27 protein-coding genes, 2 pseudogenes and 1 other annotated feature are annotated in these 26,878 nt (G+C 46.8%); of the genes and pseudogenes, 21 read left to right on the plus strand and 8 right to left on the minus strand.

Features of this window, described 5'->3' with window-relative positions; all coding sequences use genetic code 11:
- Nucleotides 1–423: 423 nt before the first annotated feature.
- The 5 genes from tsaE (at nucleotide 424) to WDY75_RS05880 (ending at nucleotide 5,806) form a co-directional block, all read left to right on the plus strand.
- Entirely contained in the window at nucleotides 424–894 is a 471-nt protein-coding gene (tsaE, locus tag WDY75_RS05860) for a tRNA (adenosine(37)-N6)-threonylcarbamoyltransferase complex ATPase subunit type 1 TsaE (RefSeq protein ID WP_063479687.1), read from the plus strand.
- Complete coding sequence (gene tsaB / locus WDY75_RS05865) at nucleotides 881–1,672, plus strand: tRNA (adenosine(37)-N6)-threonylcarbamoyltransferase complex dimerization subunit type 1 TsaB (protein ID WP_063477690.1); 792 nt, start codon at nucleotides 881–883, stop codon at nucleotides 1,670–1,672. Before tsaE ends, tsaB begins: the two co-directional genes overlap by 14 nt.
- 19 nt (nucleotides 1,673–1,691) lie before the next feature.
- Nucleotides 1,692–2,216 carry a ribosomal protein S18-alanine N-acetyltransferase gene (gene rimI, locus WDY75_RS05870; RefSeq protein WP_063477689.1) on the plus strand — a complete coding sequence of 175 codons (525 nt, stop codon included), beginning with the start codon at nucleotides 1,692–1,694 and terminating at the stop codon, nucleotides 2,214–2,216.
- Nucleotides 2,213–3,256, plus strand: coding sequence for a tRNA (adenosine(37)-N6)-threonylcarbamoyltransferase complex transferase subunit TsaD (gene tsaD, locus WDY75_RS05875; protein WP_063477688.1), 1,044 nt, complete (start codon nucleotides 2,213–2,215; stop codon nucleotides 3,254–3,256). Before rimI ends, tsaD begins: the two co-directional genes overlap by 4 nt.
- A 528-nt stretch (nucleotides 3,257–3,784) precedes the next feature.
- Nucleotides 3,785–4,120 (plus strand) — a binding site (T-box leader).
- Nucleotides 4,121–4,282: 162 nt separating this feature from the next.
- Entirely contained in the window at nucleotides 4,283–5,806 is a 1,524-nt protein-coding gene (locus WDY75_RS05880; protein ID WP_063477687.1) for a 2-isopropylmalate synthase, read from the plus strand.
- 715 nt (nucleotides 5,807–6,521) lie between these two features.
- Here WDY75_RS05880 and WDY75_RS05885 read toward each other — a convergent pair.
- Entirely contained in the window at nucleotides 6,522–8,474 is a 1,953-nt protein-coding gene (locus WDY75_RS05885; protein ID WP_006212460.1) for an ABC-F family ATP-binding cassette domain-containing protein, read from the minus strand.
- Between the two features lie 281 nt (nucleotides 8,475–8,755).
- On the opposite strand from WDY75_RS05885, the gene WDY75_RS05890 reads away from it, so the two are divergent.
- The 9 genes from WDY75_RS05890 to WDY75_RS05930 all read left to right on the plus strand — a co-directional run bounded on the left by WDY75_RS05890 (nucleotide 8,756) and on the right by WDY75_RS05930 (nucleotide 15,583).
- On the plus strand, nucleotides 8,756–9,418 hold the full coding sequence (locus WDY75_RS05890; protein WP_006212459.1) for a 5-formyltetrahydrofolate cyclo-ligase: 663 nt from the start codon (nucleotides 8,756–8,758) through the stop codon (nucleotides 9,416–9,418).
- On the plus strand, nucleotides 9,409–9,885 hold the full coding sequence (gene moaC / locus WDY75_RS05895; RefSeq protein WP_006212458.1) for a cyclic pyranopterin monophosphate synthase MoaC: 477 nt from the start codon (nucleotides 9,409–9,411) through the stop codon (nucleotides 9,883–9,885). Before WDY75_RS05890 ends, moaC begins: the two co-directional genes overlap by 10 nt.
- A 51-nt stretch (nucleotides 9,886–9,936) precedes the next feature.
- Entirely contained in the window at nucleotides 9,937–10,428 is a 492-nt protein-coding gene (locus WDY75_RS05900; RefSeq protein ID WP_006212457.1) for a molybdenum cofactor biosynthesis protein B, read from the plus strand.
- A 217-nt stretch (nucleotides 10,429–10,645) separates the two neighbouring features.
- Nucleotides 10,646–10,882: a twin-arginine translocase TatA/TatE family subunit gene (locus WDY75_RS05905; RefSeq protein ID WP_063477686.1), complete on the plus strand. Its 237-nt coding sequence runs from the start codon at nucleotides 10,646–10,648 to the stop codon at nucleotides 10,880–10,882.
- An 80-nt stretch (nucleotides 10,883–10,962) separates the two neighbouring features.
- Nucleotides 10,963–11,742, plus strand: a complete 780-nt coding sequence (gene tatC / locus WDY75_RS05910) for a twin-arginine translocase subunit TatC (protein WP_006212455.1) — start codon at nucleotides 10,963–10,965, stop codon at nucleotides 11,740–11,742.
- 314 nt (nucleotides 11,743–12,056) lie between these two features.
- Nucleotides 12,057–12,338, plus strand: coding sequence for a co-chaperone GroES (gene groES, locus WDY75_RS05915; protein WP_006212454.1), 282 nt, complete (start codon nucleotides 12,057–12,059; stop codon nucleotides 12,336–12,338).
- Between the two features lie 61 nt (nucleotides 12,339–12,399).
- Complete coding sequence (gene groL, locus WDY75_RS05920) at nucleotides 12,400–14,028, plus strand: chaperonin GroEL (RefSeq protein ID WP_006212453.1); 1,629 nt, start codon at nucleotides 12,400–12,402, stop codon at nucleotides 14,026–14,028.
- Nucleotides 14,029–14,667: 639 nt separating this feature from the next.
- Nucleotides 14,668–14,955 (plus strand): hypothetical protein, encoded by a 288-nt coding sequence (locus WDY75_RS05925; protein WP_063477684.1) that lies wholly within the window; start codon nucleotides 14,668–14,670, stop codon nucleotides 14,953–14,955.
- A gap of 430 nt (nucleotides 14,956–15,385) precedes the next feature.
- Nucleotides 15,386–15,583 (plus strand): hypothetical protein, encoded by a 198-nt coding sequence (locus tag WDY75_RS05930; RefSeq protein WP_231887933.1) that lies wholly within the window; start codon nucleotides 15,386–15,388, stop codon nucleotides 15,581–15,583.
- 939 nt (nucleotides 15,584–16,522) lie between these two features.
- On the opposite strand, the gene WDY75_RS05935 is transcribed toward WDY75_RS05930, so the two are convergent.
- Complete coding sequence (locus WDY75_RS05935; protein WP_063477683.1) at nucleotides 16,523–16,750, minus strand: hypothetical protein; 228 nt, start codon at nucleotides 16,748–16,750, stop codon at nucleotides 16,523–16,525.
- Nucleotides 16,751–17,161: 411 nt separating this feature from the next.
- On the opposite strand from WDY75_RS05935, the pseudogene WDY75_RS05940 reads away from it, so the two are divergent.
- A pseudogene (locus WDY75_RS05940) lies at nucleotides 17,162–17,376 on the plus strand (hypothetical protein).
- A gap of 4 nt (nucleotides 17,377–17,380) precedes the next feature.
- Here WDY75_RS05940 and WDY75_RS05945 read toward each other — a convergent pair.
- Nucleotides 17,381–17,839, minus strand: a complete 459-nt coding sequence (locus WDY75_RS05945; protein WP_063477682.1) for a DinB family protein — start codon at nucleotides 17,837–17,839, stop codon at nucleotides 17,381–17,383.
- Between the two features lie 107 nt (nucleotides 17,840–17,946).
- Here WDY75_RS05945 and WDY75_RS05950 point away from each other — a divergent pair, with 107 nt between their 5' ends.
- The 3 genes and pseudogenes from WDY75_RS05950 to WDY75_RS05960 all read left to right on the plus strand — a co-directional run bounded on the left by WDY75_RS05950 (nucleotide 17,947) and on the right by WDY75_RS05960 (nucleotide 19,559).
- A complete protein-coding gene (locus tag WDY75_RS05950; protein WP_082834241.1) occupies nucleotides 17,947–18,099 on the plus strand; it encodes a phage terminase small subunit-related protein in 153 nt (50 codons plus the stop codon).
- A 368-nt stretch (nucleotides 18,100–18,467) separates the two neighbouring features.
- Nucleotides 18,468–19,081: pseudogene (locus WDY75_RS05955) on the plus strand (DEAD/DEAH box helicase family protein); the annotation flags it as partial.
- A 340-nt stretch (nucleotides 19,082–19,421) separates the two neighbouring features.
- Nucleotides 19,422–19,559 (plus strand): hypothetical protein, encoded by a 138-nt coding sequence (locus tag WDY75_RS05960; protein WP_172963889.1) that lies wholly within the window; start codon nucleotides 19,422–19,424, stop codon nucleotides 19,557–19,559.
- A 132-nt stretch (nucleotides 19,560–19,691) separates the two neighbouring features.
- Here the strand turns inward: WDY75_RS05960 and WDY75_RS05965 are convergent, their stop codons facing one another.
- A complete protein-coding gene (locus WDY75_RS05965; RefSeq protein ID WP_063477680.1) occupies nucleotides 19,692–20,288 on the minus strand; it encodes a hypothetical protein in 597 nt (198 codons plus the stop codon).
- A gap of 242 nt (nucleotides 20,289–20,530) precedes the next feature.
- Between WDY75_RS05965 and WDY75_RS05970 the strand changes: the two genes are divergently transcribed.
- The 3 genes from WDY75_RS05970 (at nucleotide 20,531) to WDY75_RS05980 (ending at nucleotide 22,029) form a co-directional block, all read left to right on the plus strand.
- Nucleotides 20,531–20,827 carry a hypothetical protein gene (locus WDY75_RS05970; RefSeq protein WP_006212440.1) on the plus strand — a complete coding sequence of 99 codons (297 nt, stop codon included), beginning with the start codon at nucleotides 20,531–20,533 and terminating at the stop codon, nucleotides 20,825–20,827.
- Nucleotides 20,828–21,325: 498 nt separating this feature from the next.
- The gene (locus tag WDY75_RS05975) at nucleotides 21,326–21,658 is read left to right on the plus strand and encodes a hypothetical protein (RefSeq protein WP_063477679.1); all 333 of its coding nucleotides are present in this window, start codon (nucleotides 21,326–21,328) and stop codon (nucleotides 21,656–21,658) included.
- A complete protein-coding gene (locus tag WDY75_RS05980; RefSeq protein ID WP_082834240.1) occupies nucleotides 21,655–22,029 on the plus strand; it encodes a YolD-like family protein in 375 nt (124 codons plus the stop codon). The genes WDY75_RS05975 and WDY75_RS05980 overlap by 4 nt, the downstream gene beginning before the upstream one ends.
- 586 nt (nucleotides 22,030–22,615) lie before the next feature.
- Here the strand turns inward: WDY75_RS05980 and WDY75_RS05985 are convergent.
- The 4 genes from WDY75_RS05985 to WDY75_RS06000 form a co-directional block, all read right to left on the minus strand.
- A complete protein-coding gene (locus tag WDY75_RS05985) occupies nucleotides 22,616–23,833 on the minus strand; it encodes a sialidase family protein (RefSeq protein WP_063477678.1) in 1,218 nt (405 codons plus the stop codon).
- Nucleotides 23,834–23,881: 48 nt separating this feature from the next.
- The gene (locus tag WDY75_RS05990) at nucleotides 23,882–24,247 is read right to left on the minus strand and encodes a hypothetical protein (protein WP_006212436.1); all 366 of its coding nucleotides are present in this window, start codon (nucleotides 24,245–24,247) and stop codon (nucleotides 23,882–23,884) included.
- A gap of 91 nt (nucleotides 24,248–24,338) precedes the next feature.
- A complete protein-coding gene (locus tag WDY75_RS05995; RefSeq protein WP_063477677.1) occupies nucleotides 24,339–25,439 on the minus strand; it encodes a glycosyltransferase family 4 protein in 1,101 nt (366 codons plus the stop codon).
- Nucleotides 25,436–26,638 carry a glycosyltransferase family A protein gene (locus WDY75_RS06000; RefSeq protein WP_338842206.1) on the minus strand — a complete coding sequence of 401 codons (1,203 nt, stop codon included), beginning with the start codon at nucleotides 26,636–26,638 and terminating at the stop codon, nucleotides 25,436–25,438. Before WDY75_RS06000 ends, WDY75_RS05995 begins: the two co-directional genes overlap by 4 nt.
- Nucleotides 26,639–26,878: the final 240 nt, after the last annotated feature.

Genomic DNA, 26,878 nt, shown 5'->3' on the forward strand with positions numbered 1-26,878 from the left:
TGCTTCCGAGAAGCAGTATGAATACAACATGAGCATGAACACCAAAACAACACACCTTGGTCGAGATTCCATGACGCCGGAACCCGGATAAGGTGTGTTTGTGCTGGATTCGTCCGTTAAGTAATCCCCCCTGAAAAATAATCGGATATCGCCAGTCAGCAGATCAGGGGGTTACGGTGTCATTATTCATAGTGTATCTTTGTTCCGGTACAACTATAATGTTTGATCTGTGACTACATAGTATTAGTCTTCCAAACCTAGTTAACGCGTATCTTTTTTCACCTCTGTGAATCGGGAATACTCATTTTCTTGCAGCGGATTGGGAGGACCGATATAATGAAGATCAAGTATTTTTAGATATGGGCTAAATAAATAAAGGGTGGGTTATCTGTGAACAATGGCCGTACGGAAGGCCAGTTTCGAATGACTTCAAGCAGTCTGGAGGAGACGGAGCAGCTGGCTGCATGGCTGGCCATGCGGGCCGAAGCAGGGACGGTCATCGGTCTAGATGGAGATCTTGGAGCAGGAAAAACGGCATTTTCCAAACAATTTGCACAGCATCTTGGTGTGAACGGGGTTGTGAATAGCCCGACATTTACAATTATCAAAGAATATGAGGGGCGTCTGCCGCTCTACCATATGGATGTGTACCGGTTATCGGTGGATGAAGCGGATGAGCTTGGACTGGACGAATACTTTTTTGGCGAAGGGGTTTGCCTCGTGGAGTGGAGCAGCCTGATCACCGAGCTGATGCCTGAGCGGTATCTGCATATCCATCTAGAAACGACAGGGGAAGCTCACCGGAACATCACACTCACAAGCCTAGGCGAGCCCTATGGTGAGTGGTGCCGGGATTTGAATGAAAAATGGGGTAGCATGAATGAACAACAATGACACGAAGCCGCAGCAGCGGTTTTTGGCGCTGGATACGTCTACGGCATCGCTTGCGGTATCCGTGATGGAGAAGGACAAGCTGCTGTCAGAAGTGAATACGAATGCGGACCGCAACCACTCGGTGCATCTGCACTCGGTGATGGCACAAGCGCTTGCAGAAGCTGGAGTTGGTATGGACCAGATCGAGGGCATTGCTGTCGGGATCGGCCCGGGTTCATACACGGGTATCCGGATTGCGGTAACTGCGGCAAAAACGTTGGCATGGGCCAACCACATTTCGGTCGTTGGAATATCCAGTCTGCATGCCTTGGCATGGGGAGGCCTGGAATCCGGGTGGGATTCAGCTTCGGCTGAGAAGGGAACCCACTGGGTTATTCCGCTGCTGGATGCCAGGCGGGGACAAGTGTACACGGCATTATTCGCCGCAAGTGTAGAGCGCCAGGAAGAAGCCCCGGTACGTATAGAAGCAGACGGCATTCGTCTGATGCAGACCTGGGTGAATACCATTGCGGAACGAATATCCCGCCTTCCCGAAGAAGAACGACCCGTCTGCATATGGTTTGTAGGAGAAGTCGATCTCCATGCCGAGACAGCCCGTCAGCTCGAACCGGGGTTTGAAAACAGGGTGCACATCCACCCGTATTCTCTTGAAGGGCGCTGGATGGGGTACCTGGGAGCAGCCCGGCTGTTATCCGGGGAAGCGGACGATTTGCATACACTGATACCCAATTATACACAGCTTTCCGAAGCGGAAGCGAACCTGCTGCGTAAGCGGTGAAGGGAGCGTAGGATTCGTCATGGATCAGCAGAATATGCCGGCAGAAGGTGAAGACGGTTTGTCCTTTCGGTTGATGACCCTGGAGGATATACCTGAGGTTCTCGTGGTGGAGCGCGAAGCATTCACTGTCCCCTGGACCGAGGAAGCCTTTCACAATGAGCTGAAACTGAATCATTTTGCACGTTATATGATTATGGAACATGAAGGCCACACCGTTGGATATGCGGGCATGTGGACGATTGTGGATGAAGCACACGTTACGAATATTGCGCTGCTGGAGCAGTACCGCGGCCGCAAGTGGGGCGATCGTCTGCTTACGGAACTGATGAAGACCGCTGCGTATATGGGAATGGAAAAAATGACGCTGGAAGTTCGGGTATCCAACCATGTTGCCCAGCGCTTATATATTAAAAAAGGATTTAAACCAGCCGGTGTCCGGAAGGGCTATTATTCCGACAACCAGGAAGATGCACTTATCATGTGGGCAGATCTGCCCCCTTACCGGGAGGACGATGGCGAGGAAGGAAGTCATGGGCTACTATGAAGGATGAAATGACAGATCGGCAGCATAGCTGCATATTAGCGATAGAAACGAGCTGTGACGAGACTTCGGTTGCCGTTGTGAAGGACGGACACGAGGTATTGTCCAGCGTCATTGCGAGTCAGATTGAAACGCATAAAGCATTTGGCGGGGTGGTGCCTGAGGTGGCTTCCCGCAAGCACGTGGAGAGCATCACGTTAATTATAGAGGAAGCCGTGGCAAAAGCCGGAATTGACATGAAGGACTTGTCGGCGATAGCCGTCACACAGGGCCCTGGTCTGGTTGGGGCGCTTCTGGTCGGTGTTATGGCTGCAAAAAGCCTGGCGTTTGCGCTTAACAAACCCCTGATCGGCACGCATCATATTGCCGGTCATATTTATGCCAACCGATTTGTGGGAGATATCGAGTATCCTTGTATGGCGCTGGTTGTTTCCGGAGGCCATACCGAGCTGGTCTACATGAAAGACGAGGGCAGTTTCGAACTGATTGGCAGAACGCGGGATGATGCGGTTGGCGAAGCGTATGATAAGGTGGCGAGGGCGCTTGGGTTTCCCTATCCCGGAGGTCCACATGTGGATCGTATGGCACTCGAAGCCGAGGGGGTTGTGGACCTGCCGCGCGTGTGGCTGGAGCCGGATTCGTATGATTTTAGCTTCAGCGGCCTGAAATCGGCTGTATTAAATGTTGTGAATCAGAGCAAAATGCGTGGAGAGGAAGTCCGGACGGAGGCCATAGCCCGCGGCTTTCAGGAATCTGTTGTAGAAGTGCTGGTGGAGAAGGCCGTACGCGCGGTCAGAGCTTACGCTGCCAAGCAGCTGCTGCTGTGCGGTGGCGTAGCGGCCAACCGCGGGCTTCGCAAAGAACTATCTGAGCGATGCGAACGGGAAGGAATTTCACTGATCATTCCACCATTTCAGTATTGCACCGATAACGGGGCGATGATTGCTGCCGCAGCGCATTTGAAATGGAAGCAGGGCAGCTTTACGCCGCTGGATATGAAGGCCGATCCGCAAATGCCGCTCGAAATTTGGGCAGCGCTATGAAGCTAAAAGCTTCTTGACACCTCACTGCATAGCACGTATAATCATGATCAAATTCCAGATTGTTGAAACGCGATGAACAGGATTAGTATGGTTACCCTTGGATGAAGAGAACTGCGGGACGGTGCAACGCAGTCGATAGGGACCTGAACTCACCTGGGAGTGGAGCAGGGGAACCTTACGCAATGAAATGGCCTATGGTTAAGGCTTGAATGAGATTGCGGAGTTTGACTTTGCTACGGAATGGCCTCCGTGAGAATGGCTGCGCACAAATAACTTGTTATTTGGCGGCTGAGGGGGCTTCAAGGACCGGGCATGTATAGCCTGGGAGCTTAAAGTCAACAAGAGTGGTACCGCGATAGGATAGCCTGTCGTCTCTTGCATAAAGAGACGGCAGGCTTTTTTGCATGCCGGGATATCTCTAAGCAGGCTGCGGGGAACCATTGACAGATTAATGAAATCGCGCAGCGGGGGCAGGTGTCCGGAGAAGCGGTCCGCAGATAGTAAGGATTCGGCATAACAGCATATCGAATAAACGTGATGAACGGGAGCAGTAGAAGGAAGCTGTCTTACAGAGAGCTGCGGGTAGGTGTAACGCAGCGGCAGCAGCCTTTGAATCTCGCCCGGGAGCGGAGGAGGGGAACAACGCATTCGCTGATGGTTCGACAGGAACCAATGGCTCACCATGCTAAAGTACTCTCTTACGGAGAATCCTCCGTAATCAGGAGGTTCATCTTAACTCATAACCGGCCGGTATGAGGAGCAGATGGACAGTGAGTGGACGCTAATATGTCACAGCGATAGCTGTTTGTGAACAGGCGTCAATTAGAGTGGTACCACGGAGGGTCTAAGCCCGTCGTCTCTTATGTTTAAGAGATGACGGGCTTTTTTTGCTGCCGGCAGCAGCTGGGTGGGATGCGAATGCAAGTCGACGTGCGGACGTAAAGCGAACATAACTAGAATGGGATGACTGAGATTGACCCGGAATATCTATCCGGGATATACCATAACCAGGGAGGAACAAGGAAGATGACGGAGTCCATGAGAACGATCCAAATTTTTGATACCACTTTACGGGACGGGGAACAGGCACCGGGGGCAAGCCTTCAGCCTGAACAAAAGATTGTGCTGGCCGGCAAACTGGCTGAGCTGGGGGTTGATGTAATGGAGCCTGGCTTCCCAGTGTCCAGTCCAGGTGAGTTTGCCGCCGTTCAGGCCATCTCAAGACAGCTGCAGCAGGTGGAGATTTGCGGATTTGCACGCGCAGTGAAAGGGGATATTGATGCTGCTGTTCAGGCAACCCGGGACGCAGCCAGAAGACGGATCCATCTGTTCATTTCCTCTTCCGACATCCATCTTCGCCATCAACTGCGCATGAGCCGTCCCGATGTTGTAGCAAGGGCACGAGAGATGACAGCTTATGCGAAGCAGTTCAGCGATGTGGTGGAGTTCACAGCGATGGATGCCTCGCGCACAGGAATCGATGACCTGATTGAAATGGTGGAAGCCGTCATTGAAGAGGGAGCCACGATTATCAACCTGCCGGACACGGTCGGTTATGCGCTTCCGAATGAGTATGGCGAGATGTTCCGCCGTGTACGGGAAGGTGCGCGAGGCGGAAAGACGGTAGCGTACAGCGCCCATTGCCATAATGATCTGGGATTGGCTGTTGCAAACAGCCTGGCCGCCATTCAGAATGGTGCCAGCCAGATTGAGGTTACCGTAAACGGGGTAGGCGAACGCACAGGCAACTGCGCATTGGAGGAGCTGGTGATGGCTCTTTCTACACGGGGTGACATGCTGCGTGCGGAGACGGGGATTACAGCGGAAAAGCTGTACGAAGTCTCCCGCCTCGTTAGCGGAGCCATGCATTTTCCCATTGCCTTCAACAAGCCGGTGGTCGGTCGAAATGCCTTCCAGCATGAGTCTGGCATTCATCAGGATGGTCTTCTGAAGGATCGAAGCACCTACGAGATTATGGACCCGGACATATTGGGCATTCCGCGCAGCATGATCGTGCTGGGCAAGCATTCCGGCCGTCATGCCTTGAAGGATCGTCTGGCCCGTTACGGGGTTCAGCTCGATGGGGCCGAGATGGAAACCTTGTATGACACATTCAAGGAGACGGCTGACCGCCAGAAGGTGGTCAGTGATGATCAGCTGCTGCAGATGGTCAGCAGCACGCTGGGTAAACCGGCGCAGGTGTATGAGCTGACAGAGGCGCAGGTGATCTCGGGTACGGGAAGAAGCCGTGTTGCAGCCGTAACGCTTCGTCATCTGAGCGAGGAAACGGAAGCCACCTATTCCAGTGTAGCAGAGGGACCCGTGCAAGCCGTCATATCGGCGATTAGCCAAGGCATTAGCAGCTATATCACCTTTGGCGATCTGGAGCTCCATTCTTTGAGCAGCGGGGAAGATGCGCATGCGGAGGCCGCAGTTACCGTCGAGAAGGCCGGCAAGATTTTCCGCGGAACGGCTGTACACCAGGATATCGTCATGGCAGCGGGTATGGCCTATGTCGCTGCATGCAACTCGGCATTGATGTCGGTGTAGGTGGAACAGCAGAGTTCGGGATACAACCACAACCGAAAGTTTGATTACGCAGAGTTCTCGTCGCGTTGTTGATTCACATGAGAGCGGTCGATGTCATATACACCTGTCTTGATTCAGAAATGGAAGCTAAGCTCATGACATTATAAATGGGGACGGAACCGGTGGAGCCCATTACGGTGTGGATGCTGGCAAGCGTGCAGATGGAGGATTTCAGCAGATGTTGCTGCTGACGAGAATTACTTTGTAAGAAGCGGGATGTGAATCCCCGTGTAATGAGCTGTTCCCACAGCTAGTGACCTTCCGACTTTCAGAATGAGGAAGGTCGCTTTTTTTATAAAAACTCAGTATAACTTGGATTGAAATAGAAGTAATTCTATATAGCAGTTCATTATATAGGAAATATAAATCTGTCAAGTTGTGAACAACGTTATCCACATATTCGCCCGAAAATGTGCATAAGCAAAAAAAATGTCGATAAATCAGTGTTTTGCAAAGCTTTGAAAAAAGGGGACAGGATTTTCAGATTTTATGGTCAAAACTGTGGATAGTGTGCATAACTTGGTGGATAAAGTTGGATATAGGACCGGAAATGCGTGTTTAACAATAAAAAAATGGCCATTTCGGCCATTTTCAAGTTGAACTTATGCACCATTGTTGGGGATAAGTTTGTGTATAAATGCAAAACCTCATTTGAAACACTTTTGTGAAATTTTTTTTACGATTCCAGCAATGACTCCCATTCGGCAAAAATCTGCTCAAGCTGACGTTTTTTCTCCTCTAACGATTGCTGCCGTTCCTGGAGGGCCATATAATCCTGATAGATCTCAGGCAGTGTCATTTCGGTCTCCAGTTCGGAAATTTCCGATTCCAAAGTATGAATCTGCTCCTCAAGACTTACGAGCTTGCGCTGACGGTTGCGTTCCTCCCGTTTCGCTTGCTTCTCAGCTTCAAAGGAGACGGCCCCTTGTTTCTCGGCTGAAACCTCTGCTTTCCCCTCCTGTTTCAGGGTGTGGCGGGCAAACGGCTCGGAAGGCTCATCGTTCATATCCAGAATTTCCTGCTTTTTCTCCGTATAGTCGTCATAATTACCCAGGAAATGTTGAATGCCGTCCGGATGAAGTTCGAGAATGCGCTCCGCCATTTTATTAAGGAAATAACGGTCATGGGATATGAATAATAAAGTGCCTTCGTAATCCATCAGCGCCGATTCCAGAACCTCTTTTGCAAATAAGTCAAGATGGTTCGTAGGCTCGTCCAGTATAAGCATGTTGGCTTCCAGCAGCATGAGTTTGGCAAGTGAGACACGTGCTTTTTCACCGCCGCTTAAGGAGCTGACCTTCTTGAGCACATCCTCGCCGCTGAAGAGAAAGTTGCCGAGAACGGTACGAATACGCGCTTCTTCCATATGAGGATAGGTCCCCCACAGCTCTTCCAGAACCGTGTTGCTCGGGTTAAGCTCTGACTGCTCTTGATCATAGTAGCCAATTTTCACTTTTGTGCCCCATTGCAGCGATCCGGCTGAGGGCTTCATCGTACCGATCAGACATTTAAGCAGCGTTGATTTGCCGACCCCGTTAGGACCGATCAAAGCTACGGTTTCTCCACGACTGAGGTCAAAGGAAGCTTGTCTGAACAAGGGCTTGCCTTCCTCAAACGAGAGCGACAGGTCACGTACATGAAGCACATCTTTACCCGACATATACTCGGCTTCAAAAGAGAAGTGTGCCTTCTTAAGATCACCCAGCGGTTTGTCCAGCCTATCCATCTTGTCGAGCGCTTTGCGCCGACTCTGCGCGCGCTTGGTTGTTGAAGCTCGAACCAGATTGCGCTGAATAAAGGTCTCCATACGGGAGATTTCATCCTGCTGCTTCTCATATTGTTTAAGCTGGGATTCGTATTCGGCGGCTTTCAGCTCAATGTAACGGCTGTAGTTGCCCGTATATTTTTTGGAATGACGGCGTTCAATTTCAACGATGGTTGTAACAAGCCGATCCAGGAAATAACGGTCATGGGAAACGACGAGTAATGAGCCGGAATATCCGCGCAGATAATCCTCCAGCCAGGTGAGAGTCGCGATATCCAGATGATTCGTCGGCTCATCGAGCATGAGCAGATCGGGTGCCTGAAGCAATATTTTTGCAAGAGCAAGCCTGGTCTTCTGCCCGCCGCTTAATGTAGCAATGGAGGTGTCCGGCGAAAAGCTGCCAAAGCCCATGCCGTGCAGCACGCTGCGAATCCGTGTTTCGATCTCATACCCGCCTTGATCCTTGAACCAGTCGGAGCGGATTGCGTAACGATCCAGGAGCTCCTGATATTTTTTGGGGTCCTCGCTCGATTTGGGGTCGGCAATTTGCTCCTCCATCTGACGAAGCTCACGCTCCATCTCCAGCAGAGGGGTGAAGACATCCAGCATCTCATTCCATATCGACGAATCAGACTGAAGTCCGCTGTTCTGGGCAAGATAACCGACGGTGGTTTCCTTAGCCTTGAATATCTGTCCGCCATCGTAAGACATTTCGCCAGCCAAAATTTTAAGGAGCGTCGATTTGCCGGCTCCATTCACACCAACGAGTCCAATTCTTTCGCGTTCAAGCACTTGTAAATTGATCCCGTCCAGTACGGGCGTAACACCATATAATTTGGTAATGCCATTGGCTTGCAGCAGCATGTTATGTGAAACCTCCATCATTCTATATGATTCATTCTTCATTATAAGAAAAACGTCTACCGACGTACATTCTAAGAAGATAGACCGCGTTTAGAAATTGTTTCTGTTGCGATATCAGGATGGTCATGCTATTGAGGTTCATGCGCTTCTGATATCTTAAAATAAGTGTACATGAAAATGGCCGAACAATCGACCATGATTGGCGACTTCCGGCATTCTTGGCTAAAGGAAGGAACAGTGGTAAACTAAACTTAATTATGAGCGTGAGAGGAACGATCACGTTGTTGAACCCTGAAGAAGAAATTAAGCGGGTATCCGCAAAGCATGCCCTGCGCAGGAGCATGACCTTACGCAGGGATGAGTTATCCGATGAAGAACGGACCAAGCGGTCGAAGCAGGCTTGCGAGATGGCTTCGGAGGTTATGAAAGAGTGCCATGTTCAAAGCATGATGATTTATGTTCCATTCCGTTCCGAGCTGGATTCGCGGCCGCTTGTCGAGTGGGCATGGGAGCATGGGTTGCAAGTTATCGTTCCCCGCAGCCTACCCCAAGATCGATCGATGGAACTGTATGAGCTTCAGAAATGGGATGAGCTGATCCCGGGAGCATACGGTATCCAGGAGCCCGATCCGCAGAGGTCTAAGATGTTTATGAATGACGTACCTGATATCATCTGGGTACCAGGGCTTGCGTTTGACAGGAACGGCGGAAGACTAGGGTACGGCGGCGGTTATTATGACCGGCTGGCGGACAGGCTTTGTCATGAAGTGCATGATGCGGCTCGCCTCAAGGAGCCCTTGTGGGTGGGAATAGGCTACGAGGTTCAGGTGTTGGAGCATGTTCCAATGGAAGAACACGACAGAGTCTTGGACGGTTTGGTTACCGACCTGGGATATTCAGGGAAGGCCGGACCTGGTTTACGGAGGGATAACGAATGGAATTGAGTCACTTTAATAATCAAGGAAGAGCACGAATGGTAGACGTCAGTGAGAAGGATGTGACGGCACGGACAGCGGTAGCGAAGACCACGGTCCGAATGCAGCCGGACACGCTGATCCGCATCCAAGAAGGAAAGATAGGCAAGGGAGATGTACTCGCGGTAGCACAGGTTGCAGCCATAATGGCAGCCAAGAACACGTCGAACTGGATTCCGATGTGTCATCCTCTTCCGCTGACCGGTGTTAACGTGGAATTCAGTGATAATGCAAGAGATGAATTATATATAGAAACAACTGTGAAAACGACAGGCAAAACCGGTGTTGAAATGGAAGCTTTAACGGCTGCTTCGGCAGCTGCCCTCACGGTCTATGACATGTGCAAGGCATTGCAGAAAGACATGATCATCGGTCCGACCCAACTGGTGAGCAAAACCGGCGGCAAGAGTGGGGATTACATACAAGAAACAACTTAGGCATGCATAGATACAGGAGATATTCGGACGAGTGGGAAGGAGAGAGAGCAGATGGTGTGGAAAACGGCGATCCTGACGGCGAGCGACAAAGGTTCGCGGGGGGAACGCGAGGATACGAGCGCTCAGGTTATTCGGGAATTGGTGGAGGAAGAGCTGAGCGGTGAAATTATCGAATACCGGATCGTACCGGATGAGCAGGACGAGATTATTGCTGCACTGATTGAGCTTACGGACTATTACCAAGTGGATCTCGTGCTGACGACAGGGGGAACGGAACTGGCGGTTCGTGATGTTACCCCCGAAGCAACAAGACGGGTCATTGAGCGTGAGGTGCCTGGCATTGCGGAAGCCATGCGAGCTACGGTTATGCAGAAGAATCGAAGTGCAATGCTGTTTCGAGGCGTATGCGGCGTTCGCGGCCGTACCCTGATTGTCAATCTGCCGGGCTCCCCAAAAGGCGTGCATGAGAATCTGGCTGCCGTCATGGACCAGCTTCCGGAAGCATTGTTAATGGTAACGGGGCAGTATCGGGAGCAGCTCTGAGGGGAACCCTATTAGATAATTATGTAAATAAACTGTCACGATTCTAGACTGTTTATGTGATTTACATTATGGTATGATGGCGATATATGAGCTTGTCAATTGCTGTCGTGCGATAATTTCTTTGAAGTTAAAACCTGTTGTAGTGCAAGGCATGATGGATTTAGGTCATCCTGAAGTCCTTTTGAAGGCATAGAGCAGGACGAGGAGGAGAATAGATATGAGTCAAATCGGAGTGCCGGGTATTATTTTGCTCGTCATTTTGGCGCTGCTCTTGTTCGGACCGAACAAGCTTCCTGAGCTTGGACGTGCGGTCGGAAGAACTTTCCGTGAGTTTAAGGATGGTGCGCGCGAGATTATTGCTGACGATGCACCAGCGAAGAAGAAGGAAGAGGCTCCCCAGCAAGCCGTTGCCGCTGAACCGGCCAAGGTTGAAGACAAGCGTCTTCCGGAATAATACTAGAATGCAAGGCGTGAAGTCCCTTCCTTCGGGAGGGATTTTGTTTTGCCAGGGTCACATACAGGGTGGTGTCTAACATGTCAGAGCAAGTGAAAGATATGGCGCTTGTCGAGCATTTGGGCGAGCTTCGCAAACGAATCATTATCGTTCTCGTGGTATTCATAGCCGGACTGATCGCAGGGCTTTTTGTTGCGGAGCCGATCTATCATTATTTGACGGCAGCGGAAGAAGCGAAGAACTTTGAACTGCATGCTTTTTCCTTCTGGGATGGCATCGGGATTTATATGAAAATCGCTGCGATTTTCTCATTGGTTATCTCGGTTCCGCTGATCTTCTATCAGTTATGGGCGTTCGTAAAGCCTGGACTTCGCAAAGAAGAGCAGAAAGCGGCCATTCGCTACGTACCCTACGCGTTCCTTCTGTTCATCGTGGGCATTTCGTTCGGATATTACATCGTGTTTCCAATGACGCTGTCATTTACTACAGCGATTACACAGAGTATGGGGCTGCAGGAAACCTACGGGATTGCCAATTATTTAAATTTTATGTTCAATCTCGTTTTACCCTTGGCCCTGCTGTTTGAGCTGCCGCTTGTGGTAATGTTCTTAACGAAAATCCGCATTTTGAACCCGCTGCGGCTTCGGAAAATGCGCAAAGTGTCTTATTTTGCACTCGTATTCATAGCGGTTGTTATTACGCCGCCGGACTTCATATCGGATTTCCTGGTCACGATTCCACTGCTGCTGCTGTATGAATTCAGTGTGTTCCTGTCCTCTGTGATCTATCGCAAGCAATTAGAGGCGGACATGGAACGAGACAGCCGGTACATACGGGCGGACGAAGAGGATGAAGATTAATATTTACTCAAGCATGAAGAGCACCTTCGAGATCGGCAGAAGGCGCTCTTTCTTTGTATAGATGTTTGTATAGGCGTCCTTAGGACTCAGGCATATTTTGGCTGGTCATGGATACAATGGAGAAGGGGGTTGAGAGACAACCCCAACCGGAGTCCAATTTACAAAAAAATGATCAAAAAATCATGCAAAGGACTTGAAATTTTGAGACAACTTGAGTATCATAAAATTGGTTGTTAGCACTGAGGCTTGTCGAGTGCTAATACATAAAGCTTTGAAAAAAGCATCACAACATATTTAAAGGAGGCTATTTTTTCATGATCAGACCTTTAGGTGAACGCGTATTGGTAGAACCGATCGAACAAGAAGAAACTACGGCATTCGGGATTGTACTTCCTGACTCCGCTAAAGAAAAGCCGCAAGAAGGTAAAGTTATTGCTGTAGGCAGTGGCTCCCTGAAAGACGGCGCTCGTGTACCTTTGGAAGTTAAAGAAGGCGACCGCGTTATTTTCTCCAAATACGCTGGAACAGAAATCAAATACGAAGGTAAAGAATATTTGATTATGAAAGAAAGCGACATCCACGCGATCTTAGGCTAATGAACGCCTGAATATATCATGTTCCAATATTCATTAATCCACTAGGGAGGTATGTAATACCATGGCAAAAGACATTAAGTTCAGTGAAGACGCCCGTCGCGCAATGCTTCGAGGTGTAGACGCTTTGGCAAATGCAGTTAAAGTAACACTCGGACCGAAAGGCCGTAACGTGGTGCTTGAGAAGAAATTCGGAAGCCCGCTCATCACGAATGACGGTGTAACCATCGCTAAAGAAATCGAGCTGGAAGATGCATTCGAGAACATGGGTGCTCAGCTCGTTAAAGAAGTAGCTACCAAAACAAACGATGTTGCTGGTGACGGTACAACGACTGCAACGGTTCTGGCGCAAGCCATGATCCGCGAAGGTCTGAAGAACGTAACAGCTGGTGCAAACCCAATGATTATCCGCAAGGGTATCGATAAAGCGGTTAAAGCAGCGGTTATTGAGCTTCAAAACATCGCAAAAGAAGTGAAAAACCATCAGGAGATCGCTCAAGTCGCTTCCGTATCCGCAGCTGACGATGAAGTAGGTCAACTGATTGCAGAAGCTATGGACAAAGTGGGTAAAGACGGTGTTATCACTGTTGAAGAATCCCGCGGCTTCTTGACGGAGCTTGAGGTTGTAGAAGGTATGCAATTCGACCGCGGCTACATCTCTCCATACATGATTACGGATACGGATAAAATGGAAGCTGTTCTTGAAAATCCATACATCCTGATCACGGATAAGAAAGTAACCAACACGCAAGAGATCCTGCCGATCCTTGAAAAAATCGTACAACAAGGCAAACCGCTTGTTCTGATTGCAGAAGACATCGAAGGCGAAGCGCAAGCGATGCTGATCGTGAACAAACTGCGTGGAACATTCAACGCGGTTGCTGTTAAAGCTCCTGGCTTTGGCGATCGTCGCAAAGCCATGCTGCAGGATATCGCTGCATTGACTGGCGGCCAAGTGATTACCGAAGAGCTCGGTCTTGACTTGAAAACAGCTTCCATCGATCAATTGGGTACAGCTCGTCAAGTGCGCGTAACCAAAGAGAACACAATCATCGTGGATGGCGCTGGCAACAAAGAAGACATCGATGCTCGCGTGAAGCAAATCCGCAACCAATTGGAAGAAACCACTTCCGATTTCGACAAAGAGAAACTGCAAGAGCGTCTGGCTAAATTGGCTGGCGGCGTAGCAGTTATCAAAGTTGGTGCGGCTACTGAAACGGAATTGAAAGAACGCAAACTGCGCATCGAAGATGCCCTGAACGCAACTCGCGCTGCGGTTGAAGAAGGTATGGTATCCGGTGGTGGTACAGCGCTCGTGAACGTATACAACGCTGTTTCTGCTGTAGAAGTACAAGGCGATGAGAAAACAGGCGTAAACATCGTTCTGCGCGCTCTGGAAGAGCCAATCCGTACGATTGCAGCCAATGCTGGTAAAGAAGGCTCTGTCATCGTAGAGCGTCTGAAAAAAGAAGAGATCGGTATCGGCTACAACGCTGCTACAGACGAGTGGGTGAACATGTTCGAAGCAGGTATCGTTGACCCTGCGAAAGTAACGCGTTCCGCTCTTCAAAACGCAGCTTCCGTTGCGGCTATGTTCCTGACAACCGAAGCGGTTATCGCTGACAAGCCAGAACCAGAAAAACCAGCTATGCCTGATATGGGCGGCATGGGCGGTATGGGCGGCATGATGTAAAAAGGGCCTCAAAAGCCTGCCATATCAATGAAAAAGAGACCTCTCGGGGTCTCTTTTCTTGTATAAGGTCACAACAAGGTCACATTCCTTGCGAGGAAAGGCCAGCTAGGATGTCTGAAAATTGAATGTTCATCTTGCTCATCGTGACCGACGCGTTCTTCGGCTTGTTTTTTCGTATCTCCTCAACGTTTGATTTGATATTGCGTTTTCCGGTGACAATCCTTTATACATCCCCACTTAAATCCTTGTTTATTTTTTGCTGGTACCTTGAAAAAAGCTAGCCACTATTCCATCGACCTCCTAAATAATATTAATTGCTCAAGTATCGTCTCTTAATAATGGGAAAATAACAATTTACGGGATCCCAAAGCCGTCTGTCTTATTGGAAAACTGCAATCATATCATCGGTAGACGAGTCCATGGAAATGCGTAGAGGATATCTGGATCAGCTCAGCAGGGATGCTATGGAAAGGATACCTCAGCTTTACTGGATATCTGAAGGACGAGATCCCTGGGAAGTATTTCATGATGAACGATGGATCGGGAACAGTCGTGTGGCTCAGTGTTCAGCGGAACTAAAACAGAAGCTGGCACGTGAGTGGGTAGAATCAAGGTACGGCCCTGATGAAGCCTTGATATATGTCGGCAATTGATTGGATGGAAATACATCGTATGGAGGCCATACAGCGCGGTTGGCCTTATGAAGTAAAAGCAATGATGACGGAAGTCCCATATTGGGACAAACACGAAATGCTTAAGGCTCTAAAACAGGATGGGATACGCAAGCCACGACTTTATGATATGGGATTCGCTCATAACAACTGCGGTGGATTCTGTGTACGAGCTGGACAGGGACATTTTATAAATCTGCTGCAAAAAAAACGGGATTTATATCTATTCCACGAACAGAAAGAGCTTGAAATGTAAGAATATCTCGGACGTACTGATGTTTCCATCTTGACAAGAGAGGTAAAGGGCGATGAGGAAAAATTAACCCTTCGTCAGTTACGCGAGGAATGGGAGTCTGGACTAGGAAACCAAATTGACTTGAACGACTTAGGTGGATGCGGTTGTTTCGCATCCGATGCTTAACCCTTGGGGAGAGTAATCCTCCCAAACTATATACGAAATAGGTTTACCAATTAAACGCAATCCAAAGAAAACCATAGATAAATGCAAAGCAACCCAATATACCAAGTGCTGAGGCAAGTAAAATTATTAGAACCACCTTTTTACCGCTCAAAAAAACACCTCCAGAAAAGTGAAAAGCCCCCCTAATCCTTGGCTGGGGCGGGGGTCAATCGATAATATATTCCTCTCAACGATTATATCACAAAGGGGATTGAGGGGACTGGCGATGTCATGGGGGCAAGGGGAACTCTTTCCAACAGCGAATGAAGCGGAGATCCAGCGCACAAAATTCCTGCTCGGAAAATATAAAGAGATGATAATGCTCATGCAAGATTTTGAAAAATTCGAAAAAGAATTAAGGCAAGTGGCTATTGATGGTGAAGCAGCTCGCCGCATCGACCAGGAGGATCTGCATGCTGATTAGACGGCCAATGCTACGATTCTGATCGAAAAGTAGCGTTGGGTGTATCAGCGGTACCAGTTTTATACTCATCAGCTTCGCAGGGCTTTCAGTTTGATCCAGGACGATGAGGCAAAGAGAGCTGTCGATTACATGTTCATGCAAGGTTACTCTCCTACAAGGAGACGCTGCTGTTTTTCCGGCATGGTCTAAGTGACAGCACCATTCGGCGGAAGATATCTGAAGGCACTGAAAGCATGGCAAACAGTATGAAACTCATGGGGTTCTTTGAGCAGGATGACGCGGAGTTTTAGTGAGCATGAAAAAAATGAGTAATTTCCATTGATTTCTTAGTCCAATTCAATTTTAGCCACCTTCATATAATGTATTAACTCTTTTATGGGAGGAGGAATATCTCATGAGACATCATCATAAAAAAGTTATTGTTGTTATCCTTAAACCTGGGCAAATAGCAGTAGTTAAGTGCGAAAAGCACAGAAAACATCGTCGCGTATAATTTTTTTTGTCGGTGGACCTTATCTTAAGATAAGGTCCACTACCACTTTTCAAAGGGTTCATACGTTCATACTATTTCTTAATTAATGGTTTGGTTTGTTGCCTTTTTTGACTCTAAAATGAACACAACCTGAACGTAATTTGACCGTATGTTGAGCACTACATGACGGTTTTTCCGTGATAGTATGTAAGCATAGAAAAAGGCGAGAATGACACGCACCGCTGCATGAATGCGGCATATGACCGGGGCGTAACTCTTCTCGCTTTTTCTATTCAGTATTTTATTACTGGAACTAATTGCTGGATGAGATCGGGCCGCTGTATGAAGACATAAAAGTAACGAAGCCCATTTTCTTAGATATCAAACTCAATGACCACTTTCATTTCTTTGTTCAGAATAAATCATTAAATGTGTAATAGCAAAATAACAAGAAACTGGAAGGTTATCTAATACATCTGAGGTAATGGAGTTCCTGGAGGTCTCCACCAAGATTCAACAGTTCTCCAAGCAGTATCATAATCGTAGCCTTTTCCCATTAAATATCCAATGGCAACTGCTTCTGTTAATGCATGTTGATACCCAAGGTAGTGGGCTTCTCGTAATCCATGTCTAACAGCCGGGCTTATGGTTGCAAGAGTTTGATGTTGAAGATGTTGTTGATTAGTCATATTCATTTTGTTACTCCTCACTTTTAATAAATGATTTGTAATAATTTATGAGGGTATAGGTAGAGGCGGAACATGTCCTTTAAATATTTCAAGTGAGATTGTGAGGCTGCTCGTTCAACTAATGGAACACGATAACTCAATAAATCAGATTAGCAATTACAAATTCAAATTTGGCTACCGAGGACTAATTGGATAGTAAAGATATTTGAACTGACTCGGAAACCTTTATTGTTTAGAGGTAAACGTCTAATTTGGGCGGTTTTTCTTATGTTAAGGCAAATTAAAAGGAGGACGCTGTAACGTCCTCCCCATAGACCAGGGTATCCCCCGGCTGAGATAGCGGCCCGCCGCGCGCGGCATTTATCGACTCCGCCGCTATCTCGCATTCCATCATAACGGAAAGCCGAGGGAACGACAATGGGAACACCTGAGAATAAGGATTTGCTTATGCAGCATGAGCTCGCAGTCATGGAAGGTATCCTCGAGAGCAAGGGCAATACCGGAAGATCGTCAAGGCAGGCATAGCCAAGTGGGTAAAGGACTTTCAAGATGGCCGGATTGAGATCAAGACGGTGGATGACCTGAAGAAGCTGATTGAAATAGATATTGAGATACAGAAAGACACATTCTAAGCTGTCAGAAAAGAGGCCCTGAAAAGCCATTTAGTCGGGCAATTACTCCGATTTGTCCCACATGATAAGTCTCGTGATCGAACACATGATGAAATATCCAGCGTAGAGTTGGAGGAGAGGGCGGTTGCCAACCATCGGAATATGTAGGTAGCGGGATAGCCGGATCATTCTCAAGATAATGGATTGAATTGAGCTTGAGATCAGTCTGTTTCCGAATGTCTATGTAGGCTTGTAAAAGCTGCTGGGGGCTTTCAATTTTTCGAGGTAATTGTAGCTCTGTCTTCGAAGCAACAACATTGATCCATTCATCTTCGCTACGAGCGATATGTTCAACGATCCAAGCTATTGAGTTAGGGTGATCGGGGTGTGCTCCATACCACTGTTCTACGGTCAGTTCTTTTAAGTACGGAATTAATGTCTTTCTTACATCATTTCGATAGGGGAAAAAAGTTGCAAGGTTCATATGATTCCTCCTGATAGATTTGTTCGTTCTGGTTAAGTCTATCAAAACCTATAGTGGCGTCAAGGAGCATTGAGCAATTGATATATCGGGGGTGGTGATGGTGTAGCATGGCTGGAGAGAGAAGTCCCGAACGGGACAAGGCAAAACTGATGTGGCTGGGGAACGGCGGGACGATGAAGCTAAAGGACATCGCTGCTGCTCTTTCTATTGGGGAGACTCAAGTTCGTAAATGGAAGTTCCAGGACAAGTGGACTGCCTGATTTGAATAGTAACGTTACCAATGAATCGAAAGGTAACGTTACTAAACGTGGCGCTCCCAAAGGGAACAAGAACGCTGTCGGTAATCGCAGCGGAGCACCCCCGTGCAATAAAAGAGCAGTTGGTAAAATAAGGGCGGGTCTGGAGGACCGCCAAGAAACAAGAAGGCCGTTACAACGGGGGAGTATGAAACGATTTGGCTTGATGCTTTGGGCGAAGATGAGCGGGATCTGGTGATCAAGTAGATACTGATCCAATTCAACAGGCGGATGAAGCGATAAAACTGCTGTCTATCCGTGAGCGCCGGATGCTTCAAGCCCTGAAGGAGATTACAGAGCGGCATAGAGCGAAGCAAACGGAGCGTTAGCCGATGAGTAAGCCGTATAACGTTGTTACTGATTTGCTTGATCTATATTGGGATGACCCGGTTGCTTTTGCTGAAGATATGATGGGCTTTGATCCAGACGATTGGCAGTGTGACGTCATGATGGATGTCACTCAGTTCCCGAGGACCAGTGTCCGCTCTGGTCAGGGTGTAGGGAAGACGGGCCTTGAGGCTGCATTGGTCATTTGGTTTCTGTGTTGCCGTCCGAATCCCAAAGTGGTATGTACGGCGCCAACCAAACAGCAGCTGCATGAAGTTCTTTGGGCCGAGGTGTCTAAGTGGCTGGAGAACTCCATGGTGAAGAATCTCCTGAAGTGGACCAAGACCAAGGTCTATATGATAGGCCATGAACAGCGGTGGTTTGCAACGGCCAGGACGGCCAACAAACCCGAGAACATGCAGGGTTTCCACGAGGATTACATGCTTTTCATTGTTGATGAAGCATCGGGTGTGTCCGATCCCATCATGGAAGCCATCCTTGGTACGTTGTCCGGTGCTGAAAATAAACTGTTGATGTGTGGAAACCCGACTCGAACGAGTGGGGTTTTTTTTATGATTCGCACAACCGGGACCGTAGTCGTTTCCGTTCTCATAAAGTGGATATTGGTGGCGGCGGTGCTGCTTATTGTATCGGCAGCTGGAAATGTGTTCGGGTTTGAAATTTCCGAGGAATTAAGCACAAATATTACCGGGTTAGCGATGCAATCCTCGGCCTCCTGGTGATCCTCGGGATCATCTCCAATCCCAAAGAGGGAACAGGATACACCGATAAGGAAGACAAACCGAAAACGAACAAGTTTCTGTAAAAAGCGGGACCCTACCGGCTACGTGCTGGTAGGATCATTTTGCGTTCATTTGTTTTATTTACCGCTTCGCCTTTACCAAGCCACGATTAATTCATAAGCTATGATGTACTCTAAATTAAAGGAGGAAATACTCGTGAGTGAATTTGTAGGCGGAGTTGGCGCAGGTCCCTGTGCAGGTGGTTACGGTTTTGGTGGTGGAGGTATAGGAGCAATTTTGGTTCTTTTTATCTTGTTAGTGATAATTTCTAGTGCCTTCTGTGGTTGGATATAATAATAATCTATCACGGCTTTTATGCTCGGTTATACTCGCCTTAACATTAACGGTAGAACAGTGGTGTAATCCGATGGCATCGGTAAAAGAAGCCTGCTGGCATAGGCTGGCGGGGTTCTTTTATATTTCTTCTCATCCTAGTTCCGTTAATACTGGCGTCCGCAACAGCCCCGATTTGAACCAGTTTCTAAATCTAACCCGCCAAAGGCTATTCTTCCGCTTACCTACCATCCCTTCAAGTTTTCGGTTCACTATCTGATCAAACAATCCTTCTCCCGCACCTTCCACGAAGGGTATGACGCAGAAGTGCTGATTCGGCATACGTATGCCGGCAAGGATCTCTTTACGCTGCAGCAGCGGCATCTTCCGTAGGTCCTGATTTTTATACTGCAGGATATCGAACACCACATATGTTACTGGGGACGTCGCTACCAGATGCTTGATGCGTTGATCCTTACTAGCCTTAAACCGGGTCCTGACTTCTTCAAAGTCCACGCCCTCTGGCCCTGTGCATGCTACCTCACCATCCAGGAGAATGTCATCATCAAACGGAACCAATAATTCGGGGTATTGTTGGGTACATTCCGTCTCATGACGTGTATAAAGCCGGATCCGGCCGGACCGTTGGGAGAACAGGAGCCTATGTTCGTCAATCTTTGGTTCGAATATATAGTGCGAATCTGAAAAAGGAGCTGGTGCGGTTGCGAGTAACATCGGATCAATAAACATAAACAACACCTCTTTACCGAATTATAGTGCTTGGCAATGTGATAGAGAGGTGGTAAGTAATGGTGGTAGCCTTGATGTCATCTAGCTTAGTTGCTCGAACAAATGGAAGATTCGACAAAACATTTAACATGATTATACCAAATTAAGGTTCTTTAAAACTATATACTCCAATAATATCCAAATGTTACAATTGAAAACAAAGTTAATGTGAATTAACTTTATAAATATCGGGAGGTGTTAGTATGGTTAAGATGGGAAAAAAATTAGTAATATTCTCTTCGATCATTGCAGCTTTTATGACTGTAGCAGCACCAGTATCTGCAAGTTCTATCTCACAGACAGAATCTGAGATAACGCCTCAATATTGTAACCCATGTAAAGTAAAAGCAGGTTATATGTACCCGAAAAGCCAGTATAGCAGAGACTATTTTACGCCATTACATTACATTACTGTTGATGGAGTGGAGTACTTTTTTTGGTACATAGATGATGATAAATCTACAGCCACACATTGGTATACTGTTTGGAAAGAAGAATAACAAAAAAAACGTTGGGGTTTTGAATGCATAACCTTAAGGATTTTTTTGGAGTACACAATAAGGAAGAAAGCGTAAGTGTTTAGAATTACGAGAAGTCTCAAGAGTTCAAACCCTATCGGTTATACTGGTAGGGTTTTTTATTGATATTAGCCAACTTACGCTGTATATCTGTGAGAGCTATGTATTTCTTTATTCAGAATTTTACAAATTAAAACGAACGGTGTGGTTCGATAGAATACCCTCCCAGTCCCCACCCCAAAGCCTAACATTAACCAACTTCAGTTTTTGATCGCCAAATCTAATTCTTTACCACACATATTTACTATTCGCCTTCTGTCCAAGAATTAATTTGCCAGTTACGTGCCTTTTCCTCCATTTTACATTGATAAAGGAACTAATGTTCGCATATAGTACAAACAAATGTTCTCGTAACAAGAGGTGGAATTAATAAGCATTGGTCTGAAGCCAGATGAATCAAAATTAGTGAAGGATTTTATCTTGTTACCTCTCTTGCTCGATGTGATGGAAAAAGATCAAGGTATCCTGTCCGCTGCAGCCTTAAAGATGCCTGTAATAACAAACACCATAATTAAACGACTGCAGAAAGCGGCACTAGCTGACTTGTCACAGGTACGTCAAGACATGCGTCAGCGAGGAATGAAGGTGTACGAGGAGCGAAAGACCCGTCTTGGCGTGGAAGTTGAATTTTTATGTAGAGGATATCACCATAAATTGTCCGTGCTTTGGGGGCTGGTTGAAGCAGAGAGTGAGCAGAGGTCGTACACGTATTTGGGGTTCGATATCTCAGACAAGAGGGGGAATATCAATTGACAACGCGCAAAAAGCTGGAGGGTAATAGGCTATGGGAATCAAGTCGGATGATGCTGCCAGAGCATAAGGAAACAATAATCCGCCGGCAGCTGGAGGAGGGCAGGAAAGATCGAACGACATTGGATCCACAGGAAATGGAATTAATCGAACAAGCGCTGGCTGAATCTTTTCATGAACACCGTGCCCTTACTGTAAGGCTGTTTGATGAGTATGAAGATACAGAGTTAACAGGTATTGTCGTACTGATCCACACGTTCAGACGGGAAATCAAATTGTCCATCTCTGAAGGAGGTTGGCAATGGATCAAGATCGATGAGAATTGTTTCTGCTCACTGAACCTATTTTCAAAGAGGACGATGTGGCCATATTAAAGGACAAAAAAAAGTCACAAAAATTCCGGTCGAATATGAATACTGGCGATTGATTAATTTCGAGTAAGTCAAATTCGACTTTGATTTATACCTAAAATTTCAAAGGTGAACCGAAGCGAATTATAGTCAAATATGGGCGGCATGATGTAAGTAAGGCCTTAAAAACCTTATAATACCGCTATTTAAAAGGCTCCCGAAAGGGAGCCTTTTATTATATATCACAAAAAAATCACATTCTCTGCAAAAATCAGAAATCAAGAATAACAGCGAAATGGCTTTTGATCTTCTCATCAGCATTTTTTTCATCTTTTCAGTCGGAACCTCTGAATGAAAAAGGTATGGATTGATGCAGGACATGGTGGTAAAGATCCGAGGGCAGTCGGTAACTGGGCTGAAGGACAAGAATATTGTTTAGGTTTCCTTGGGTAAACAGCGTCTTGCTGCCGAGTATGACGGTGTGCAGGTGTTGTTATCCAGATCAAGACCAAAGCGGTAAATAAAGCCGGAGCTGAGTAGTTCAATTTCTTCCAAAGGATATATTGTTTTCAACCAGATTCCTTCTTTGACTTGGTTCCTCACCTCATGTTTATTGGTTATCGCCAACCCATATGTTTTCAGTCCCTGTGCGGGTGTCGGTCCAAGCTGTTACGAGCCGACCTGTTTGAGGAACTATCGCATTTCCGATGTAGTCTCCTATCACTTGTAACCCCGCGACACTAAACGAAGTTGTCGTAATACGGGTGTTGATGAACGTAGTTCCACCGTCCCTGGACGTGGCAAGAAATACGTCAAGATTCAGCGGACTTACCCGATTGGTGTAATAGGATACGAATACCGCTCCATCTGTTGGCGAGACGGTGATGGCCGGGAAAAAATTTTGGGATCCCACCGGACTGTTTGCAATGGGTTTAGGCGCTCCCCAGGTCTGGCCAAAGTCTGTGGAAATTGAGAGAAAGATATCGGAATAACCTTCACGATAATCTTGCCACACGGCATAGACGTTCCCTCGTGATGCTGGTGCATTAGAGATGTCCGCTGCAAGTGAAGGATACGTCAGGCAACGGAATTGATAACCAGGAAGCGGCGAGGGTACTACAACAACAGATGTTATTATAGTCTGAGCCGCAAATGTTGATCCACCATCTTGTGAGATGCGAACGATAAATTCAGATGTTCCTGGAGGTTGCGTAATCCATCCTACAATGAGTATTCCATTTAACGTGATTGCGATACCAGGAAATTCTTCAAATACATTTACTGAAGATAGGAGCAGTGGCCTTTCATACGAGTTTCCGCCATCTTGCGATCGATTGAAGAATATCGTATTCCCCGGGATGAATTGCGTGTTGTAATCATGCGTATAACCAGTATAAATGTTTCCAAAGAATGGGCTGGACCCAGCCTTGTCGCTGATAACCACCACCTGATCGTCATTAACGAACTGTCCGAATCCTTGGTTCACGATGACAGGTGCTCCAAAAGATGAAGCGTTATCGTTAGAAATATAACTTACGATCGAACCGCTAAGTCCATCAGCATCAAAGGCGTGTGCTGCCACGACAAACGTATTAGGGAAAATATAATCAATATGAGGAGCTTCTATTCCAGCGAACCCAGCTGGTAAAGGCAGCAACACCGTGCTCCACGTTGCGCCGGCATCGATAGACTTGTATAATCCAATATTTGCCGGACCTGCTCGAAAATCTACAGCCACCACCACCATAACAGAGGGGTTAAGCCAATTTACAGCGATGGTTGGCTCAAACTGGCTACTCGCACTTGGCGAGATTTGGATATTTACCATGGTCACCACCCTTGTTAACATGAAACAGATCATTCTTATTTTTTCAGATTACGGGTTGAGCTGCCCAATTTGAGTGAGTTCTTGCTGTAACACCTTTTGGTAATGAATAACATTGCCGGATGAATCAGTTCCGAATACGTTGATAACAGTGTCTGTCGGAACCGTCCCTGTCACAAGAAATTGGACCTCATATGAAGAGTTGCCAGCGATATTGAAATTAAGAATTTGGCTGGTATTTGCGTTGATATTTAGCATATTGGAATAAATCAGCGCCTTACTCACCAAAGTATTCCACACGTAAATGTGATAAACCACATTAGATGAGAAACTGAGATTATCATTAGCAATGTTAATTACAATGTTCGAAGCATTAGGAGAACCAGTATTCGTAATCATGCCTGTTGTTAACGCCATATAACCACTGCCCTTCAATTAGTTTTTACTAGTATACGTATTTAGATCTCCGGGTTGTGTGGACAAAGCTATATAGCTATTAGCCTTTTTGTTATCTCAGTCTGTTTCTGTTAACTCGACGACCTTGGTCTAGATGATTCAACATGGTGCTAAACCGATTAGCATATACGCTACTGGAAAAATGCCTTTTGATATGAGCTTCTGCGTTAACAATCAGTTGCTCTCTCTCATTCTTGTTAGTCAACAGTGATATTGCCTCCAGAGTGGCTTCCTCTATTCTACCTTGAGTATAAAACTTACCCGTCTTGTTATGAGTGATAAATCGCCTAACCCCTCCTGAATCAGTAGACAGAACCGGGCAGCGGCACAACATAGCTTCAGCAACAGCATATCCAAATCCTTCAGAAATCGAGGTCGAAAGAAGGAATCCCCCTGAATCGCCAATGATGCTTAGATAGTCCGCCATAAGATCATGAGGTACGTTTGAGTAACGGATAAGACGAGCCTTGAGAGTTGGGTTATTCGCAAGTATCTCGTTAAAATCCTCAAGTTCTGCAGGATCGGCCATCGTTTCGTCTTCAAAGAGCCACAAATATAGATCTGGATACAAACCGATGAGCGTCTGTCCTAACAATAAAAAATCACGCCAATTTTTATTAGACTGTAAACGCCCCACCCAGCCTAAAATCGGGAAGGATTTTCTGGGATAGGCTGTATATCCGAAGTATTCCCAATCCAGAGGATCATCAAAACTGTATTGAGGGATTTCGGGATAGTTCGAACTCATGAGTTCTCTCAGTTGTTGATTATAAGGATAAAGTATTGCATCCGCGTGCTCATAAATTTGATCTTTGAAGGACTGCGTTAGAAGGAGCCGCTCTTCATGTCTTCCCAAACCCTGCAATTCAAAAATGAGTCGGCCGCTGTACCCAAAGCTTCTTAACTGTGCGAGCATGTTAATGTCAGAGCATACCGTTATTGCATCATAACCTTCGCGCTTAATGATTTCCCGGATGGTTTCCTTTTCACAAGTAACAAATGTCGTGATGTTCTTGATGTTGTTTCTGCCCTCCCCATCGAATTTATAGAGAAGATGGGATTCAACTCCGTGCGCTATCAACGCTTTGCTTCGAATCCGGTTTAGGGTCTCCATCCCTCCGCTCGGGTTGTAAAACATAAACAACACTTTCATGATGGATCACCAACGTGTTTAACCCTTTCTTCAAGTAAATGAACTAGATTATTGGTTCGGAACAATTCATTGGAAAGCACGGGCTTAATCAAATCCACGGTACGGTAACCAATGACCGCGTGATTATCCGTATAATACGTGGACCATATGTTATGGCCTGATTTATGGAGCTGGTTGATCAGAATTTGTAAATCCATTACATTCTGAAAACCTTTTAAATCGAGCAACATGGTAAAAGGAGTATGAAGACTTCGAACAGTAGCCAGAACAGCCACATCCTTCTCCCAATTCGGGTACGTTGCATAGACTGAACATGGATGCGGGATCTGTTTCAGGGCAGCACTCACATGTTGATCTGAAGAGAGGTCCAACACATAACATATATAGTTACTGAAAACTTGCTCATAGAGATTTTCAATTCGATCTATCGTTTCTTCCGAAACTTCACGCAGTGGAAGCAGAATACTAATTTCCGGGGCAATTCCCCTCCGCCTTCTTGCATCATGTCTGGCCAGATGATAAGCATATCGCCATTTCCGATGAGCATCCGTGGTCTTAAGTTGTGCTGAAACGCTGAAGGTCGAGTCCACTCGATATTCCATTAGCTCAACTGGAATATATTTGATGTCACAGTAGTCCGTAAGCTTTAGCCAATAATCATAATCCTCAACCGGAGCCAAACTGTAACCTCCTGGTACTTTCTTAGCGTAGCATGATTTATACATAAATGAGACACCAACGATGGAGGAGTCAAGCAGCGCCTCTTTGGGTTTCCCTTGATACTTACGCAATGCACTGAGTGCAACCTCATCGTTCAAAGGTTTATTGTCGTTATCAATTGATTGGAAAGAACTATACACCAGTCCCAGTTCCACAGGGCCTTTCAGTAAGGCAGCACGGAGCACCTCCAAAAAATGCGGACCATAGATATTATCGCTCGATACCCAAGTCAAGAATTGGATTCTTCTATCCTTAAACAACTCTGCAAACCCCGTATTAAGTGCATGTGGAACTCCTTGGTTGATGGCGTAAGAGACCGTGTTCACTCGGGAATCGTTACCTACGAGAGACTGGACCAACGGTTCCATTTCGGGAGCCCCATCGATGACAATGACCATTTTAAACTGCTGGATTGTTTGGTTCAGCACGGAATGAAGTGCCGCTTTCAGGAATTCAGGCTTTTGCTTATAAAGAGGCATGACAATCCCCAAATCCACCAAGGCTTTCACCACTTCCCTTAAGGATTTATTAACAGTGTATTGAGGCCTTTAGTCCTTGCTTGTGCGAATAACCATCTATGTATCACTAAAATGCTCTTAGTTTAGAAAACGATAGGTTTCATTGTTCTTGAATCGATGAATAAGTGGCCGAGCAGCTTATTTTTACATTGATAAAAGAATGAGTGTTCGTATATAATACAAACAAACGTTCTCATAACA

The sequence above is a fragment of the Paenibacillus glucanolyticus genome (assembly GCF_037333485.1).
GTDB lineage: Bacteria > Bacillota > Bacilli > Paenibacillales > Paenibacillaceae > Paenibacillus_AQ > Paenibacillus_AQ glucanolyticus.

Excerpts from the sequence above, each read along its gene's own strand:
- tsaE (WP_063479687.1), top strand. The coding sequence starts at position 424 with ATGACTTCAAGCAGTCTGGAGGAGACGGAGCAGCTGGCTGCATGGCTG.
- tsaB (WP_063477690.1), top strand. The coding sequence starts at position 881 with ATGAACAACAATGACACGAAGCCGCAGCAGCGGTTTTTGGCGCTGGAT.
- rimI (WP_063477689.1), top strand. The coding sequence starts at position 1,692 with ATGGATCAGCAGAATATGCCGGCAGAAGGTGAAGACGGTTTGTCCTTT.
- tsaD (WP_063477688.1), top strand. The coding sequence starts at position 2,213 with ATGAAGGATGAAATGACAGATCGGCAGCATAGCTGCATATTAGCGATA.
- WDY75_RS05880 (WP_063477687.1), top strand. The coding sequence starts at position 4,283 with ATGACGGAGTCCATGAGAACGATCCAAATTTTTGATACCACTTTACGG.
- WDY75_RS05885 (WP_006212460.1), bottom strand. The coding sequence starts at position 8,474 with ATGCTGCTGCAAGCCAATGGCATTACCAAATTATATGGTGTTACGCCC.
- moaC (WP_006212458.1), top strand. The coding sequence starts at position 9,409 with ATGGAATTGAGTCACTTTAATAATCAAGGAAGAGCACGAATGGTAGAC.
- WDY75_RS05900 (WP_006212457.1), top strand. The coding sequence starts at position 9,937 with ATGGTGTGGAAAACGGCGATCCTGACGGCGAGCGACAAAGGTTCGCGG.
- WDY75_RS05905 (WP_063477686.1), top strand. The coding sequence starts at position 10,646 with ATGAGTCAAATCGGAGTGCCGGGTATTATTTTGCTCGTCATTTTGGCG.
- tatC (WP_006212455.1), top strand. The coding sequence starts at position 10,963 with ATGTCAGAGCAAGTGAAAGATATGGCGCTTGTCGAGCATTTGGGCGAG.
- groES (WP_006212454.1), top strand. The coding sequence starts at position 12,057 with ATGATCAGACCTTTAGGTGAACGCGTATTGGTAGAACCGATCGAACAA.
- groL (WP_006212453.1), top strand. The coding sequence starts at position 12,400 with ATGGCAAAAGACATTAAGTTCAGTGAAGACGCCCGTCGCGCAATGCTT.
- WDY75_RS05925 (WP_063477684.1), top strand. The coding sequence starts at position 14,668 with ATGTCGGCAATTGATTGGATGGAAATACATCGTATGGAGGCCATACAG.
- WDY75_RS05930 (WP_231887933.1), top strand. The coding sequence starts at position 15,386 with ATGTCATGGGGGCAAGGGGAACTCTTTCCAACAGCGAATGAAGCGGAG.
- WDY75_RS05935 (WP_063477683.1), bottom strand. The coding sequence starts at position 16,750 with ATGAATATGACTAATCAACAACATCTTCAACATCAAACTCTTGCAACC.
- WDY75_RS05945 (WP_063477682.1), bottom strand. The coding sequence starts at position 17,839 with ATGAACCTTGCAACTTTTTTCCCCTATCGAAATGATGTAAGAAAGACA.
- WDY75_RS05950 (WP_082834241.1), top strand. The coding sequence starts at position 17,947 with ATGGCTGGAGAGAGAAGTCCCGAACGGGACAAGGCAAAACTGATGTGG.
- WDY75_RS05965 (WP_063477680.1), bottom strand. The coding sequence starts at position 20,288 with ATGTTTATTGATCCGATGTTACTCGCAACCGCACCAGCTCCTTTTTCA.
- WDY75_RS05970 (WP_006212440.1), top strand. The coding sequence starts at position 20,531 with ATGGTTAAGATGGGAAAAAAATTAGTAATATTCTCTTCGATCATTGCA.
- WDY75_RS05985 (WP_063477678.1), bottom strand. The coding sequence starts at position 23,833 with ATGGTAAATATCCAAATCTCGCCAAGTGCGAGTAGCCAGTTTGAGCCA.
- WDY75_RS05990 (WP_006212436.1), bottom strand. The coding sequence starts at position 24,247 with ATGGCGTTAACAACAGGCATGATTACGAATACTGGTTCTCCTAATGCT.
- WDY75_RS05995 (WP_063477677.1), bottom strand. The coding sequence starts at position 25,439 with ATGAAAGTGTTGTTTATGTTTTACAACCCGAGCGGAGGGATGGAGACC.
- WDY75_RS06000 (WP_338842206.1), bottom strand. The coding sequence starts at position 26,638 with ATGCCTCTTTATAAGCAAAAGCCTGAATTCCTGAAAGCGGCACTTCAT.